At 60.7% G+C, this 14,752-nt stretch carries 15 protein-coding genes and 1 pseudogene; 11 read left to right on the top strand and 5 right to left on the bottom strand.

Annotation, left to right across the window (positions count from 1 at the left end):
- Positions 1-60: 60 nt before the first annotated feature.
- The 7 genes from QD409_RS31595 to QD409_RS31565 are packed head-to-tail and all read left to right on the top strand — an operon-like array spanning position 61 to position 6,425.
- Entirely contained in the window at positions 61-1,002 is a 942-nt protein-coding gene (locus tag QD409_RS31595) for an ABC transporter permease (protein ID WP_092846131.1), read from the top strand.
- Complete coding sequence (locus tag QD409_RS31590) at positions 1,002-1,913, top strand: ABC transporter permease (RefSeq protein ID WP_208858626.1); 912 nt, start codon at positions 1,002-1,004, stop codon at positions 1,911-1,913. Before QD409_RS31595 ends, QD409_RS31590 begins: the two co-directional genes overlap by 1 nt.
- Positions 1,910-3,595: a dipeptide ABC transporter ATP-binding protein gene (locus tag QD409_RS31585; RefSeq protein ID WP_092846129.1), complete on the top strand. Its 1,686-nt coding sequence runs from the start codon at positions 1,910-1,912 to the stop codon at positions 3,593-3,595. The genes QD409_RS31590 and QD409_RS31585 overlap by 4 nt, the downstream gene beginning before the upstream one ends.
- A gap of 4 nt (positions 3,596-3,599) precedes the next feature.
- Complete coding sequence (locus tag QD409_RS31580; RefSeq protein WP_092846127.1) at positions 3,600-4,649, top strand: putative FMN-dependent luciferase-like monooxygenase; 1,050 nt, start codon at positions 3,600-3,602, stop codon at positions 4,647-4,649.
- Positions 4,650-4,679: 30 nt separating this feature from the next.
- Positions 4,680-5,303, top strand: coding sequence for a CMD domain protein (locus tag QD409_RS31575; RefSeq protein WP_092846125.1), 624 nt, complete (start codon positions 4,680-4,682; stop codon positions 5,301-5,303).
- 19 nt (positions 5,304-5,322) lie between these two features.
- Positions 5,323-5,925, top strand: coding sequence for an alkylhydroperoxidase domain protein (locus QD409_RS31570; protein ID WP_092846123.1), 603 nt, complete (start codon positions 5,323-5,325; stop codon positions 5,923-5,925).
- Positions 5,926-5,951: 26 nt separating this feature from the next.
- The gene (locus QD409_RS31565; protein WP_430764637.1) at positions 5,952-6,425 is read left to right on the top strand and encodes a hypothetical protein; all 474 of its coding nucleotides are present in this window, start codon (positions 5,952-5,954) and stop codon (positions 6,423-6,425) included.
- Between the two features lies 1 nt (position 6,426).
- Here QD409_RS31565 and QD409_RS31560 read toward each other — a convergent pair whose 3' ends face one another.
- Complete coding sequence (locus tag QD409_RS31560) at positions 6,427-7,113, bottom strand: ROK family protein (RefSeq protein ID WP_430764642.1); 687 nt, start codon at positions 7,111-7,113, stop codon at positions 6,427-6,429.
- Between the two features lie 73 nt (positions 7,114-7,186).
- On the bottom strand, positions 7,187-9,607 hold the full coding sequence (locus QD409_RS31555) for a glucan 1,4-alpha-glucosidase (protein WP_092846117.1): 2,421 nt from the start codon (positions 9,605-9,607) through the stop codon (positions 7,187-7,189).
- A 212-nt stretch (positions 9,608-9,819) separates the two neighbouring features.
- On the opposite strand from QD409_RS31555, the gene QD409_RS31550 reads away from it, so the two are divergent.
- The 3 genes from QD409_RS31550 to QD409_RS31540 all read left to right on the top strand — a co-directional run bounded on the left by QD409_RS31550 (position 9,820) and on the right by QD409_RS31540 (position 11,556).
- Positions 9,820-10,056 carry an alpha/beta hydrolase fold domain-containing protein gene (locus QD409_RS31550; RefSeq protein ID WP_208858625.1) on the top strand — a complete coding sequence of 79 codons (237 nt, stop codon included), beginning with the start codon at positions 9,820-9,822 and terminating at the stop codon, positions 10,054-10,056.
- Positions 10,053-10,319, top strand: a complete 267-nt coding sequence (locus QD409_RS31545) for an alpha/beta hydrolase (RefSeq protein ID WP_208858624.1) — start codon at positions 10,053-10,055, stop codon at positions 10,317-10,319. The genes QD409_RS31550 and QD409_RS31545 overlap by 4 nt, the downstream gene beginning before the upstream one ends.
- A 277-nt stretch (positions 10,320-10,596) precedes the next feature.
- The gene (locus QD409_RS31540) at positions 10,597-11,556 is read left to right on the top strand and encodes a GlxA family transcriptional regulator (protein WP_092846115.1); all 960 of its coding nucleotides are present in this window, start codon (positions 10,597-10,599) and stop codon (positions 11,554-11,556) included.
- A 52-nt stretch (positions 11,557-11,608) separates the two neighbouring features.
- On the opposite strand, the gene QD409_RS31535 is transcribed toward QD409_RS31540, so the two are convergent.
- The 3 genes from QD409_RS31535 to QD409_RS31525 all read right to left on the bottom strand — a co-directional run bounded on the left by QD409_RS31535 (position 11,609) and on the right by QD409_RS31525 (position 14,001).
- Positions 11,609-12,259 carry an HD domain-containing protein gene (locus QD409_RS31535; RefSeq protein ID WP_092846113.1) on the bottom strand — a complete coding sequence of 217 codons (651 nt, stop codon included), beginning with the start codon at positions 12,257-12,259 and terminating at the stop codon, positions 11,609-11,611.
- Positions 12,260-12,269: 10 nt separating this feature from the next.
- On the bottom strand, positions 12,270-12,413 hold the full coding sequence (locus QD409_RS31530) for a hypothetical protein (RefSeq protein WP_159432151.1): 144 nt from the start codon (positions 12,411-12,413) through the stop codon (positions 12,270-12,272).
- Positions 12,414-12,657: 244 nt separating this feature from the next.
- Positions 12,658-14,001: an amidase family protein gene (locus QD409_RS31525; RefSeq protein WP_430764636.1), complete on the bottom strand. Its 1,344-nt coding sequence runs from the start codon at positions 13,999-14,001 to the stop codon at positions 12,658-12,660.
- Between the two features lie 427 nt (positions 14,002-14,428).
- On the opposite strand from QD409_RS31525, the pseudogene QD409_RS31520 reads away from it, so the two are divergent.
- Positions 14,429-14,752: pseudogene (locus tag QD409_RS31520) on the top strand (ShlB/FhaC/HecB family hemolysin secretion/activation protein); the annotation flags it as partial.

Genomic DNA, 14,752 nt, shown 5'->3' with positions numbered 1-14,752 from the left:
GCATCTCCTGCAGCCCGTCCGTAGGCCGGGCTGCATTTTCATAACGACAGGCCATTCGCCATGACGAAATACATCTTAACGAGGATCGGACAGGCCCTGCTTGTTCTTTGGGCCGCCTTCACCGTTTCGTTCGTGCTGCTGCAATCGATGCCGGGCGATGCGATCCTCATCAAGTTCCAGAGCCCCGATTACGGGCTGAGCCCGGAGCAGCTTGCCGATATCAGAGCCGCCTATGGGGCCGATGGATCGGTGCTGCAGCAATATATCCATACGGTATGGAGCTTCCTGTCCGGCAATTTCGGCTATTCGCTGCAGGCAGGTGTCGCCGTGAGCTCGCAGCTTGCCGTCAGCCTGCCGTCGACCTTGCTTCTCGCCGGCTTCAGCTTCCTGCTTGCCGCGATCCTCGCCGTCGTCATCGCCATCCTGGCCAATCTATCCGGTTTTGGCTGGTTGCGTGGTTTCATGCAGTCGCTGCCATCGCTGTTCATATCCGTGCCGACCTTCTGGCTCGGCATCATGTTCATCCAGATCTTCTCGTTTCGGCTGCGGCTGGTGCCGGTCATCGATCCCGGTCCGTGGCAGGGGTTGGTCCTGCCGATCCTGACGGTTGCCATTCCGATTTCGGCGCCACTCGCGCAGATCATTTTGCGAAACATCGATGAGGTCTTGACGCGTCCCTTCATTTCGGTGGCTCGTGCCAAGGGCGCTTCGCACGGACAGGTCCTCTGGCGCCACGTCGCCAAGAATACGCTGCTTCCGGTGCTGACGGTTGCGGGCCTCCTGTTCGGCGAGCTGATCGCCGGGGCGGTCGTTACCGAAACGGTGTTCGGGCTGAACGGCATCGGCAATCTGACGAAACATGCGGTCGATGCACAGGACGTCGCTGTGCTGCAGGCGATCGTCGTGATTTCGGCGGCCGCCTTCGTCACGATCAACCTGATCGTCGACCTGCTCTATCCGATCCTCGATCCGCGCCTCAAAGCAAGGCTTGGAGCCAACTGATGTCGAATTTCTATACAGCGGATCTCCATCGCCCGCTCGAACATGCCGATGCTCCGGAAAGCCTGTCGGCGCAGCCGGCCCGCGAAGACGGCAGGCCGCTTGCGCGCCGCTTTTCGCTTCCTTTCCGGCCGAGCTTGCTTCTTGCCATATTCATATTGACCGTGGCCGTCCTGTGGGCGCTTTTTCCCGGCGTCTTTACGAGCTACAACCCGGTGGAAGGGTTGCCCGGCCAGCACCTGAAGGCGCCAAACGCCGCTCATATTCTCGGCACGGACGCGCTCGGCCGTGATCTTTACGCCCGCATCGTCTATGGCTCGATCCACTCTCTGTCGGGAGCGCTTGCCGCTGTCGGCATCGCGCTCGTCGTCGGTACGGTGCTGGGCGTACTGGCGGGATCGCTCGGCGGACGGATCGAAACGGTGATCATGCGCATCGTCGATGTGATGCTGTCGATCCCCGACCTGTTGCTGTCGCTCAGCATCATCGTTCTCCTTGGTTTCGGGACCGTCAATGCCGCGATCGCTGTCGGTTGCACGTTGATTGCCAAGTTTGCGCGCCTGGTTCGCTCGGAAGTCGTCACGGTTCGGCGAAGCGACTATGTCGAGGCTGCATTCGGCAGCGGCGGCACGTTTGTCCGCGTGCTGTGGCGCCATATTCTTCCGAACTCGCTGACGTCAGTGATCGCCTTCGCCGCACTCCAATCCGGCTGGGCCATCCTCCAGCTGTCGACACTCGGATTTCTTGGCTATGGGGCGCCGCCGCCAACGCCGGAATGGGGGCTCTTGATCGCGGAAGGGCGCAATTACATCGCAACCGCCTGGTGGCTGACGACGGCGCCTGGCCTCGTCGTCGTGCTCGTGGTGATCTCGATCAATCGTATCAGCCGTTCGATCGCGGAGATTGGCAGATGAGCCATAAGACATCCGACAAAACAAATGAGTCTGCCGTGCCGGTGCTGGATGTTTCCGGCCTGAAGATCGCCTATCGCGATCGCAGCGGCTCTCGCACGGCGGTTCATGGCATCGACTTCACCGTGAATGCCGGCGAGGTCGTTGCGCTGGTCGGTGAATCCGGTTCAGGCAAGAGCTCGACGGCTCAAGCCATCATTGGCTTGCTGCCGCAGAACGGCCATCTCGAGGGCGGTCGGATCAGGCTCAATGGCCAGGATATTGCCGGCTGGCCGCAAAAGCGGCTCGATGCGATCCGCGGTTCCGTCATCAGCCTGGTGCCGCAGGACCCCGGCAATTCCCTCAATCCCGTCAGGACGATCGGCGAGCAGGTTGCCGAAGTTCTGGTCATTCATCGCAGGGCGCCTCGCGTCGCTGCCTATCTGCAGGCTATCGAGCTGCTGGATCGTGTCGGCCTCAGCCACCCTGAGCTTCGTGCGCGCCAATATCCGCATGAACTCTCGGGCGGAATGCGGCAGCGCGTGCTGATCGCCATCGCCATTGCCCTCAAGCCGTCGCTGATCATCGCCGACGAGCCGACCAGCGCGCTTGACGTGACTGTGCAGAGGCACATCCTCGACCTGATCGACGATCTCAGACGTGAATATGGGGCAGCCGTTCTGCTGGTCACGCACGATCTCGGCGTCGCAGCCGATCGCTCCGACAGGCTCGTTGTCCTGCAGAATGGCCGTATTCAGGAGCAGGGGCCGACCGCCGAGCTTCTGAAGAACCCGCAAAGCGCCTATACGCGTCGGCTGCTGGCCGATGCACCTTCGCTGAATGTCGCTCAATCACATTCTCCCGCGAATTCCGTCGAGGCGAAGGCCGGGCGGGGCGATGACATCGTCGTGGTCGAAGGGCTGGTGCAGGAGTTCGGCATCGGCGGCAAGGATGGCGGCCTAAAGGCGGTCGATGATTTATCTTTTCGCGTCAAGTGCGGCACGACCCATGCGATCGTCGGAGAGTCCGGTTCCGGCAAGACGACGACCATTCGCATCGTTTCCGCATTCCAGCGCCCGACGGCCGGAAGGGTCATTATCGACGGGCTTGATCTGGCGTCGTTGCGCGGCGAAACATTGCGGCTCTTCCGCAAGAAGATCCAGCTCGTTTATCAAAATCCTTTCGGCTCGCTTGATCCACGCCAGACGATTTCCGCAATTGTCGAAGAGCCGTTGTTGAACTTCGACCCGCTGCCGAGGGCGCAGCGATTGGAAAAGGTCGCGGCCGTCATCGAGAAGGTCGGCTTGCCGGCGGATGTCTTGCAGCGGCGGCCGCATGCGCTTTCCGGCGGTCAGCGTCAGCGTGTCGCCATCGCCCGCGCGCTGGTGCTGGATCCGCAGATCCTGGTGCTGGACGAAGCGGTCTCCGCGCTCGACGTGACGGTTCAGGCGCAGATCCTTTCACTGCTCGATGGTCTTCAGCGCGAGCTTGGTCTGACCTATCTCTTCGTTTCGCACGATCTCGCCGTGGTGCGTCAGATCGCCGACACGGTCTCGGTTCTTCACAACGGTAAGCTGGTCGAAGACGGCCTTGTAGAAGAGGTCTTCGGCAATCCTCGTAGCGACTATACCCGCGAGCTGATCGAGGCCATTCCCGGCAAGAAATACTCGATCGCTCTTCACCAGCCCCAAAGCAATGCAGGATAATGTCATGAGCACGCCAGTTTCTCCCAAACGACTGGGCTTTTTCAGCCGCGTCCTCGATCAGGCTGATGCTGCCGAGCGCTATCGGCTCGTGAGCGAGCAGATCATTCATGCGGAAGCGCAGGGCTTTGACAGTGCCTGGGTGGCGCAGCATCACTTCAATGGCGAAGAGGGCGGTCTACCGGCGCCGCTGGTTTTCCTGGCCGGTCTTGCCTCGCGCACGTCGCGCATCCGGTTGGGGACGGGCGTCATCACGCTGCCGATGGAAAATCCCGTCCGCGTTGCGGAAGACACCGCCGTGCTCGACCTTCTGCTGCAAGGGCGTCTGGAGGTCGGCTTTGGCACGGGTGGCACGCCACAGGCATTTCTCCCCTTTGGAATCGAAAGCGCTGATCGCGGGCCGATCTACGGCAAGTATCTGACGCTCATTCGCGATGCGTGGGCCGGGCAGGAGCTTGCCGGTGGCAACCATCTCTATCCGGTTGCGCCGCATCTCATAGACAGGGTTTGGCAGGCAACCTTTTCCGTCGGCGGCGGCGAGCGGGCTGGCAAAGATGGTGACGGCCTGATGCTGTCTCGCACGCAGCCGCGCCCGGACGAGACGCCGGATGCCGAGCTTTGGGATCTGCAAAATCCCATTATCGATGCCTATTTCGCGGCTCTGCCGAAGGGTCGAGCACCGCGGATACTGGGATCACGCAGCCTCTTCGTCGCCGATGATCGCAAGGAAGCGCTTCGCCTTGCCGATATCGGCCTGCGCCGGAGTGCCGAGCGCTTTGCCGCCAGCGGTTTCAAGGTTCGCGGCGAAACGACGGCTGATCTCATCAAGGCATTCGATGTGCATGTCGGCACGCCCGAGGATGTTATCGCCTCCTTGCGTGCAGATACTGCCCTTGAACGCGTCACGGATCTGGTCTTCCAGGTGCATTCCATCGATCCGCCGCACGATTACATCCTTCGCTCCCTCGAGCTGATTTCGCAGAAGGTTGCGCCCGCCCTCGGCTGGTTGCCGCAGATATTCGCCAACAAAGGTCCGCAACTTGCGGCCTCCGCGTGAAACACGAACCAATAAAGAGAAGGTATATCCATGACCTCGTCGACAACTGACGTCATCGATCTGCTGGCAGGCATCCGCGAGGGATCCTCGCTACATGCCTTGAGAACGGCAAGGCCGCAAACGCGGGATAATGCTCAAAAGAGCTACGAAGCTCTCTTCGAGCCTGCCCATGAGGGCGATGTAAGTCGCAGCGAACGCTTTGCTCTGGCATCGTTCGTCGCCGGTCTGCATGTGGCTGATAATGTGAGCCGGTTTTATCTGGCTGCGTTGGAGAAGGCGGAAAGCTCGCGCGCGCTGATCGATGCCGTCAAGGCGGAAGCGGATGGTGGCCGCACTGTCGGCCCCTATGGGCACTATCCTGCGGGACCGCTTTCTGCAGAGGATCGTGAGGGGCTTGTCTACCATGTGTCGGAAGCGACGCGCTTGGCTCTCGGCAGCAAACTCTCCGCAGCATTCGAACATGCCCATCTTCTCGTCTATCGCCCACGCGAAGCGAGTGCTGAGGCGTTGCAGCGGCTTTTGAATGCCGGCTGGACGACGACGGGCGTCGTGACGCTATCGCAAATCGTTGCCTTTCTTTCGTTCCAAATTCGGGTGGTCGCCGGTCTGAGCGCATTGAGCACCGCCAGCATCGAGCAGGCTGTTTCGGCCTAATTGTAGAAGGATAGTTCTTATGACCGACACCGTCATTCATCCCGCCATCGAAGACCGGCCCAATGTTTTCACCCAGAAGGAAATCGGCTGGACACCCTGGCTGAGCCCGCTTCCCGAGGAAGAACTGACCGAGCGTCACTGGCGAGGGCTCGTCGATGCGTCGCGCGCCAAGTCGCCCTACTTCATGCTTCTGGCCCGCGATCCGGAGATTCTCGAGGCGCGGACGAAAACCGACAAGGATATCTTCTACAGTGTCGAGGCCGGGCTGCCGCGCGCCGAACGCGAGCTTGCCGCAACCGCCGCGTCACGCACCAACGGCTGCATATTCTGCGCTTCCGTTCATTCCCGCTTTGCCTCGCATCATTCGAAGCGCAGCGACGATGTCCAGCGTCTGCTCGATGAGGGCACCGGCACGGATCTCGGCAGTCGCTGGAATGCGATCGTATCGTCTTCCGTCGCGCTGACGGAGACGCCGTCTAAATTCGGAGTGGAAGAGATCGGAAAGCTGCGGGACGAAGGCTTGAGCGATCTGGAGATCGCCGACGTCATCCATGGGGCCGCCTTCTTCAACTGGGCGAACCGGCTCATGCTGTCGCTCGGCGAGCCGCTGCCGGCCCAATGAGCCGGTTACGTTCGCCTGAAATGCCGGTGTGCAAGTTCGAACTTGTCGGCAGCCTCGTGCAGCCGAAGTCTCCGATCCATATGACGCATATCTGGATCGCGGAAACCGAACAGCCGATCCATTGGGTTTCCGAACACATCCACGATTATGACGAGATCCTGATCTGGACCGGCAGCGACCTCGACAATCCGCGCGATCTGGGCGCGGAAATCTATATCGACATCGAGGGGGAATGCCGTACGATCACCAGCTTCGGCTCGATCTTCATCCCCCGCTGGCGTCAAGCCTTGCCCGCTTGGCATCAACCGTGTTTGGCGGCCTATCACGTTCCCTGCTTCGTCGCTGGCGTCGACCTACAGGCGAAAGTCCAATTAACATCAGTTATGGGCTTTCCGTCGGCGGTAGGCCCGCCGACGGGACTTTCCCCCGGCGTGTTATCTGAATCAAAAATAGCTGGCGGGCCGGGATGGGCCGTCGAGGGCCGCCTTTTCCGTTACTGACCTAGAACCGCAAGTCTTCGTCTTTCCAAAGGCGAAAGCCACCGAGAAAAGCATTCTCGTTGTCGCCGGCGCGGCAGCCATCGGGGAGCTTTTCCAGCTTGTCGACATTGCCTCCGCCAATGACAATTTCATGCGGCAGCAGCGCCGCCTGCAATTTGTCGACGACCTTCTCGACCGACTTGCGCCATTTCTTCTTGCCATATTTTTCGAGGCCACGTTCACCGACGTAATCCTCGAACGTGCCATCCTTCTTGTAGGGCAGGTGTGCAAGTTCCATGGGCAAGCAGACGTGATGGACGATCATTGTCGAACCCAGCCCGGTGCCAAGCCCCAGAAACAGCATATTGCCGCCCTTATAGCTGCCGATCGCCTGCATCACGGCATCATTAACGAGCCTGACCGGCTTGCCGAAGGCGGCTGAAAAATCGAAGTCCTTCCAGCCGGGTCCCAGATTGTGCGGCTCCACCGCCGGCTTGTTGTCCATGACCGGGCCGGGATATCCCATGCCGATGACGTCATACTGCCAGTCGGCGGTAAGCTCCTTGACTGTCTCGACCATCTTCTGCGCCGACATCGTCATGCCGGACGGAGCCGCTCGCCGCTCGCCGCCCGAACTCAGACGCGCTTTGACGCGCGAGCCGCCAAGATCGATCGCCATTACGACGAGATCCTTCCGCGCGGTGGACATCGACTGCTTAGGAGATTTAGGTTTTACGTTCACGATGCGTCTCCCCTCCAGAAAGGTCTGCTGCCGATGGCGCCTACTCGCCGTCGGTCACTGTTACCGCGAAGTCCACGCCCTCCCAATGGTCGGTATCAGGCCAATAGAAGGTGAAGGCGATGACAGTGCCCTTGGGCAGCCGCTCCGTCGCAAGCTCCACGACGTCGATGCCGAAGCCGTTCTGGCGGGTTTCGACGTCGCTTTCGCTTTCCCAGCCATCGGAGCTCCAGCGAACGATCGCTTTCGCCATTACTTCGATCCTTAGGCGCTTGCCCGCGGGAACCTGCAATGTCTTGTTGTTAAAACGCCAAAGCAGGAAGGGCGCTGTGGTCTTGTTTTTGACATAGCGTTCGACGCCCTGCGGGGGCATGTCGAAAACGGCATTGTCTCGCAGCGAACGCAGCAGTTTGATGTGCTCGGCATGCGCCCAGACGAGCGGCATCGCACTGCCGGAGGGCTCGCCGAAAACTAGGCCGCGTTCGGGCATATCGGGCTGATCCCAGACCTGTTCCGGCAACAGCCCGCCTGGTCCGGCCGATCCCTCAAGGGCTCCAAGCAACATGTTGGCCATGTTCGGCCTTCCGGCAGCGAGTTCATAATGGGCTCGTTCGCCGGCGAGCAGTGGCCACGGCCGGCCGATGCCGGTGCCGTCGAACGGCCCGCCATCGGCCTGTTCGCCATAGCCGTCACCCGTATAGCGATACCAGAGCGGGCCTTGCGGCAGCTCGCATTTGAGCTGTGCGTCGATAACCCTAACCGTGTCGACGATGCGTGGATCATTGGCGGCCCGCAGTCCGAACCGAACCAGAGCCAGGGCATCCGGGCTGACGACGCGGGCCGTCGGCAGATATGAGTCGGCAGGCGGGCGGTTCTTGATCGGCACGAAGCCATCGGCCGGTGAAGCGCCGTCGGCGATGTCGGGCGGTGCGATGCGCACATAATAGCCTTTCACACCAAGATCGGCGGTGGCGGCATCGGCGTCGACATAGGTCCAGCGCTCGACCTGATCGTTCCAGGCATCGGCCGTCTGCCTGAGGTAATCGGCGTTGTGATCGTGACCGGCAATTTCCAGAATATCGGCGGCGGCAAGCAGTGCGGCGATCTCCACGGCGAGGGTGAAGGGAGAAAAGCCTCCGTCCTCCTCCCAGCGGTCCTCACCCGTTACCGGGCCGTTGACGACCACATAGCACGCCGCTCTCTCGACCATCGAAACATAGGCTAGGAGCGCATCGCCGGTGAGCGCTCCCTCACGGCGCAGCGCGTCGGCGAGCAGGATCGGAAAGGCGCATTCGTCCATCTGTATGCCGGTCCAGTAAGGCTCGCCATCGAGCCAGGCGTTCTGCGGCCAGTGTCCGTCCGCCTCCTGGATCGCACGAAGATAGGCAAGAATGCGCAGCGCATCCTGTGGAGCGCCTGCTGCCAGGAAGCCGCCGGCGGTCTCGACAAGATCGCGCGGCCAGACCAGATGATAGCCTCCAAGATCCTCATCACCCTTGGCAAACCCCCAGGGAATGGATAGCGAGGCGACTGCCGGTCCTTCGAAGGACAGAGGCCGGTGCGTTGCCAGCACGGCGGTCGATATCCGGTAGCGATTGAGTTCGGGTGGCGGGGCTCTCGGTTCGTCCAGCGGCAATAGCGTACTCTGCCATGCCTGCCAGTCTCTGATATAACTGCGCTCCGCCTCCTCATAACCCGCCTGCAGGCTGGCAAGCGCGTTGTAACCTGCCTCCTGGGGACGGTTACCGAAGCCGAGCGAGAGAAGAACGGTGTCGCTGCCGGACGCCAGATCGATTTCGCCCGTCAGTGCGACATTACCGTTGGCGGCATGACAGACTTGCGGATCCAACTGGCCGGCATCCTGCAACTGGCGCCAGCCGTCGGAAATGCCGACATGGCCAGCGGATGCTGTCCGCCATCCGCCGCTGACTGCAAGCGCCAGCGAAACGCCATGCGATCCCGTGGCAAACAGCATCGGCGTGCCCTTGTAATCTCCTACCCAGCCGGTATTGCCACGGCCGGCGTTGACCAGATGTGGAGCGGCAAGCATGTGGAGCCGATAGTCGTGAACAGACCCTTGCAGGGCTTCGAACGATATTTGCTGAAGCAAGCTGTTGCGCACTGGGTCAACGATGATGCGCTTGACGATGCGGTAGCGTCCGTCGAGTGCGGTATTGATGAGCCGATAGGCCGGAACGCCATCTTCGATTGTCGTGACGACGCTTTCGGTATCGCGCTTTTCTTCGGAGAAGTAGCCGTCCGGACCGGTGACGATCAGGCCGATGTCGCGCGTGCAGGCGCAGTCGACACGCGGAAAATAGACTTCGTTGAGGATGCCGTGGCTTAGCGTGAACCAGATGCGGCACGCCGGCGAGAGTGCCGTGCCAACGCCGCTTTTCGCGCTGGATGTCCAACGCGGAGAGATACCCCCCGCACCAAAGTCCGAATTATCGTCCCGTGTCATGCGTCCATCTCCGTTGTCGTTGCAATCTGCCCCGACAAAGTTGCTTCGGCAAGTGTTGCCTGCGGCGATGCTGATATTACGCGTCAACGGTGTTCAAGGGCGCGGACGCCCCATTGATTTATGTAGCTGGCATAGGACTTCGAGGCCGCTTTCCCATCGGTGCAATCCAATAAAGCCGGTAGCCAAGCCGGCAGAATAATATGTTATTAAACATGTTAGGTAACTGCGGCAGGCAAGGCGGTACGGGCGGCGGGCTGGCCGCTGCTCTGGCATTGCTCGCCCGCGATCGCAAGCAGGTTCCCGTTGCTTTTCAGCATCTCGCCTATCCGATGCTCGACGATCGCACCTGCGGTGCCGCCGACCCACATCCCTATACCGGCGAATTCGTCTGGACGGCAAAGATGAACCGCTTCGGATGGACGTCTCTTCTGGGTCATGCCCCGGGATGAATGAGATTTCGCCCCATGCATCACCGGCCCTCGCCAGCGATTTGGCAGGGCTTCCACCCTGCTTCATGATGTCCGGTACGCTGGATCTCTTCCTTGAGGAGGATCTGGAATATGCGCGACGCCTTATCCGGGCGGGAGTGCCGACCGAGTTGCATATCTACCCCGGAGCATTTCACGCTTTCGATTTCCAGAAGGATGCGGATGTGACGGGGCAATTCCGTGTGGACAGTCTGGCGGCTCTTCGCCGCTCACTCAAAATGTAGATACAGCTCGGATTAGGTTAGTTGTAGCTTACAAAATGTGAGGCGCCTGATCTATTCGAATATTGCCTTGCTCGTCAGGAAGCGGGAGAGCCGATCATGCCGTCCAGGCGGATCGTCCGCGGACAGATTTAGTGCCGCGTTCACCTGCCGGAGAGGGGTTCGTCAGCCTCCGGTTATCTAAAGCTTTGACCAGACATAGGCCGTTCCCTAGTATCCGCGGTCACCCGTGCCATCCCTATATCAATCGTTCGGCGGCGGCTGGCGTATGGAGTAGCGGATGCCCTCGGTCGCGATCTTGGTTTTTCCCAATGTTCAGGCACTCGATGTGTCAGGCCCGATGGATGTGTTTGAGGAAACGAATGCGTTCGTCTCCTCCGAGCGTCGTTACGACGTGACCTTGATAGGACCACCGGAGCTTTTCCGCGCATCCAACGGCATGCCGATGGCCGCGCATACGAGCTACGAGGCTGCGACCCGGAAATTCGATCTGGTTCTCGTTGCCGGCGGGCCGGCGCTTCCGAGTGAAGCGCCTGATGATGTAGTCTTGTCCTGCGTGCGGCGGCTGGCTGCGCTTGCGACTTGCTACGGTTCTATTTGCACGGGCGCGTTCATTCTCGGCCATGCTGGCCTTCTGGATGGAAAACATGTGACTACCCACTGGCAAAATGCCGATGCGCTGGCGCAGCAATTTCCTCTCGCCGAGGTCGATCGCGACCGAATTTACATTCGAGATGGCGCTCTGCTGACATCGGCGGGGGTCACGGCCGGGATTGACCTGGCTCTGGCTATCGTCAACGGGGATCACGGCAGCGCTGTCGCTCTGGCAGTCGCCAAGCGTCTTGTGGTGGTTGCCCAGCGGCAAGGCGGCCAGTCGCAGTTCAGCCCTTATATAGCCGCACCTCCGGACGATAGTTCTCCGCTCGCGCTCATCTATAGGTTCGTCATGTCGAACCTGAACGGAAAGCTGTCGGTCAGCGAGCTGGCGGACCATGCGGGCATGAGCAGACGCAACTTTGCGCGGTTCTTTCTGCAGGAGGCAAAGACGACGCCCGGCGATTTCGTGGAGCAGGCAAGGGTGGATGCGGCCAGGAACTTGCTGGAAGGAAGTCCTCTGGCGTTGAAGGAGATCGCCTACCAATGCGGCTTCGGAACGCCGCACCGCATGCGGCAGGTCTTCGCTAAGAGGCTCGGAGTGACACCCGGCCAATATCGGGCAAGCTTCAGAAGACCTTTATAGAAAATGGCGATCGGAGTGTTGCCTCCGACCGCCGTTCAGGACGCAGCTGTTCTCAGCTATCCCACTTCGAACCCATGATCATTTCTGCAAAGTCCACTCGCTTATAGGTCGGGTCCATGCGGGAAAGGACGTCGGCCTTGACGTTACCGAACGTCGTCTCCGGCTTCTTGATCGTGCCGTAGCAGAACGCAGACAGGATGCCATGCTTGAACCTGAGGCCGCGCGGATGGCAGTTGCAGACCTCATGTCGTTGTTCGGGCGTGAAGTCGTCATAGGCGAGGCCAAGCACATCCATCTCGACGCCTGCCGTAACAAGAGCGACTGTCGGCCTCTTGTGCTGGGGAATGCCGGGTGTCGTGTGGAGGGCGATGGAATCCCAGACGTCGTCGACGTCGCGTTCCGAGACATCATAGGCCTCGAGGAAGGTTCGTGCGGCGTTCGCCCCATCCACCTCGAAGCGCTCTGTCTCGCTGGCGTAGGAATCGATCAGGCCCATGTCGTGGAACATCGCTCCGATATAGAGAAGCTCCGGATCATATTTCAGGCCCCTGCGCTCGCCAGTCAGAGCGCCGAACAGGAAGACGCGGCGAGAGTGGTGATAGAGCAGGTCTGTTTCGGTATCCCGGACCAGCTCGGTCGCGGCCTTTGCCATTGCGCTGTCGGGGATCGTGATACCTGCGATGATTTCTGAATTGCGGGACATTTTTCGGCTCCTATTCTGCGGCTTGTTCAAGGGGGATTTCCAGCGCCTTGGCGACACCGGCTCCTGCTGGATATGGAAGGACAAGCCTGGTAGGGCGCGTGAAGTTGTCAACGACGGGTGCTCCCGCCGCAGTGGTCAGTTTGCGGTCAGTCATGTTCGTCTCCAATTGAATTGGCTGTAGACGGACCGGTCTTCTCGTCAGTCAAACGAGCGCGTTACCGACCCATCGGGACCGGCTCGATAGTCGTGGAATGAGGGTCGGCATTCAAACGGACAGGGGGTTTGAATGGTGCCAACAAGGGTTCGAATGCGGCCAACCCTATGACGGCCGCATCTCGGCTGGAAACTCCCCACATCTCCGCATGGCGCGCGCGATTTGGCGGCGCACGCCCCCGGGTTTATTGGACAAGCAGGGCCTCGACCTTGCACGCGATCGCAAGCAATGCGCGGTCGGCAAGGCGTTTTCCATCGATCATCAGCGCGACGGGCAGACCGTCTCTATCCAATCCTGCGGGGATCGAGATCGAAGGTGCCCCCGTCAAGGTTGCGAGTACCGCATGGCTGGTGACTGTCGGGAATGTCGGGATGGAACCCGCGTCTGTTTGCATACGCGAGTCTTCCCCGATCCTTGGAGGCTGGACAGGAACCGTGGGCATGATGATCGCATCGAGGCGCCGGTCATGGAAGAGTTGCTCATAGGTGTTGCGCAGCGACGCCAAGCCGCTCCCGCGTGCGTATAGAAAGGCCTCGCTGGTCTTGGCGGCAAGCGCCGGAAGCCGCTCGAAAATGGTGCGGACATCGGGACTGCCGATGGTGGCGGTGAATTCGGCCAGGGTCTTTCCGAGCTTCTTGGCGCAGAAGTCCGTCCAGAACTCCAAAGCCTCGTTGAACACGATTGGTCCACCGATGCGTGCATCGACATCTTCGAATTCCGGAGAGGAGATCGGAACGAGGCTGATTTCGCCGGAACGAGCAAGTTTGCTCAAGGCGCCGGCGATCGCCTCGTCGACGCTCTGAGACAATCCACGCTTGTCCCAGAGTACACCGAAGCGCAAAGGCCGGTCCGGCAGTTCCGGGAGGAGATGTTCGCCGGAAATGATCGCGTCGATCTCGGCCAGATCAGTGCAGTTTGCAGCCATCGGCCCGACCGTGTCGCGGGTCGGCGAAAGGATCAGAGCTCCTCCTGCCGGGTATCGCCCGGTCGAAGGCCGCAATCCGGCCACGGAGCAAAAGGCGGCTGGGATGCGGGAGGAACCTCCCGTGTCGGATCCGAGCGCGAAGGGCACGACACCGCGGGCGATGGCCGCGCCGCTACCGCCGGAGGAGCCGCCTGCGCAGCGTTCCGGATCGAACGGATTGCGGACAGGGCCGTAGACAGCGTTATTCGACGTGATGCCGAATGCGAGCTCGTGAAGGTTGAGCTTGATCGGAACATAGCCGCCGGCGGAACGAAGCGCTGCGACGGCGGCCGCATCGTCGGTCGCCAGATTCCTGGCGAGCCCGGGGCAAGCACCGGTGGTCGCATAGCCCGCCACGTCGATATTGTCCTTCACCCCGAAGGCGATGCCGGCAAGTGGCCCGCTTTTAGATGCGGGGAGGGCGGTGGCGTCCGTTTGAATGATGGCGTTGTCGTGATTGTCGGCGGCGCGCGCCATAGCGATTTCGCGCAGGGCACCGGGACCATGCTGCGCAACGATGGAGCGGGCGTCGCTGAGAGACATGGGGGAAAAAACGACACTCATGCAGCAAACCTCCCCTTTGAAAGCATATGGTGTTCATAGGTTAGCCACTCAATCTATCAATGAGGCGAGAAGTCAATGCCGATCAAATTACAGGTTGTAATTTGATCGCAGAACACGGCCGGTAACTCCCGATTTCGGTGTCGATATTGATGGCCATCCTTCACTATACCTGTGCGGGTGTCCCCTGGACTTGAGATCATGCAAGAGAAAATCTGGAAGTGTCAGAAATGGACGGAGACAGGAGGCGAGAATCTGCATAGCGTCCGCCACAATCGTGTTCGAGACCGGGTACGTGATCGCTTGAACATGGGAACGAGTGATGATGCGGCCTGAGGCCGAAGGGGCGAGGACGATCGGCTTGGCGTGGCGGCGCTGGCCGATCTGTCGGACGTTTAGATCGAAATAGACGACTGAGGGATTGGGGAACGTGCCTTTCGGTAAATGGAAATTGCGCTCGCAGCGCGCAGCGCTCGGTGCTGCTGCGGCGGTTGCCCTTTCATCGGTCATGATCGGCTCGGCGTTTGCGCAGACGGCCTCGCAGGTGACGCCGCAGAGCTTTGAGCCGCAATTGCAGAAGCAGAGCAGCGGTATCGTCATTCCCGAAGCCTCCGGCCCGGTGGCGCCCAAGGGGGCGGAGAAGCTGACGGTGCGCCTGAAGACCGTCAAGGTCGAGGGCGGTCTGCCGGGTTTTGCCGAGGACGAGGCACGCGTGGCGAACAGCCTGAGCGGCCGCCGCGTGACGGCGGCGGCC

The organism is Rhizobium sp. BR 315 (genome assembly GCF_050577975.1).
GTDB lineage: Bacteria > Pseudomonadota > Alphaproteobacteria > Rhizobiales > Rhizobiaceae > Rhizobium > Rhizobium miluonense.
The sequence above is the reverse complement of the archived record's forward strand: the minus strand, read 5'-3'. Positions and strand labels throughout refer to the sequence as shown.

What these genes read in the sequence shown, in the direction of transcription:
- QD409_RS31595 (WP_092846131.1), top strand. Translation starts at nt 61, where the DNA reads ATGACGAAATACATCTTAACGAGGATCGGACAGGCCCTGCTTGTTCTT.
- QD409_RS31590 (WP_208858626.1), top strand. Translation starts at nt 1,002, where the DNA reads ATGTCGAATTTCTATACAGCGGATCTCCATCGCCCGCTCGAACATGCC.
- QD409_RS31585 (WP_092846129.1), top strand. Translation starts at nt 1,910, where the DNA reads ATGAGCCATAAGACATCCGACAAAACAAATGAGTCTGCCGTGCCGGTG.
- QD409_RS31580 (WP_092846127.1), top strand. Translation starts at nt 3,600, where the DNA reads ATGAGCACGCCAGTTTCTCCCAAACGACTGGGCTTTTTCAGCCGCGTC.
- QD409_RS31575 (WP_092846125.1), top strand. Translation starts at nt 4,680, where the DNA reads ATGACCTCGTCGACAACTGACGTCATCGATCTGCTGGCAGGCATCCGC.
- QD409_RS31570 (WP_092846123.1), top strand. Translation starts at nt 5,323, where the DNA reads ATGACCGACACCGTCATTCATCCCGCCATCGAAGACCGGCCCAATGTT.
- QD409_RS31560 (WP_430764642.1), bottom strand. Translation starts at nt 7,113, where the DNA reads ATGTCCACCGCGCGGAAGGATCTCGTCGTAATGGCGATCGATCTTGGC.
- QD409_RS31555 (WP_092846117.1), bottom strand. Translation starts at nt 9,607, where the DNA reads ATGACACGGGACGATAATTCGGACTTTGGTGCGGGGGGTATCTCTCCG.
- QD409_RS31550 (WP_208858625.1), top strand. Translation starts at nt 9,820, where the DNA reads ATGTTAGGTAACTGCGGCAGGCAAGGCGGTACGGGCGGCGGGCTGGCC.
- QD409_RS31545 (WP_208858624.1), top strand. Translation starts at nt 10,053, where the DNA reads ATGAATGAGATTTCGCCCCATGCATCACCGGCCCTCGCCAGCGATTTG.
- QD409_RS31540 (WP_092846115.1), top strand. Translation starts at nt 10,597, where the DNA reads ATGCCCTCGGTCGCGATCTTGGTTTTTCCCAATGTTCAGGCACTCGAT.
- QD409_RS31535 (WP_092846113.1), bottom strand. Translation starts at nt 12,259, where the DNA reads ATGTCCCGCAATTCAGAAATCATCGCAGGTATCACGATCCCCGACAGC.
- QD409_RS31530 (WP_159432151.1), bottom strand. Translation starts at nt 12,413, where the DNA reads ATGACTGACCGCAAACTGACCACTGCGGCGGGAGCACCCGTCGTTGAC.
- QD409_RS31525 (WP_430764636.1), bottom strand. Translation starts at nt 14,001, where the DNA reads ATGAGTGTCGTTTTTTCCCCCATGTCTCTCAGCGACGCCCGCTCCATC.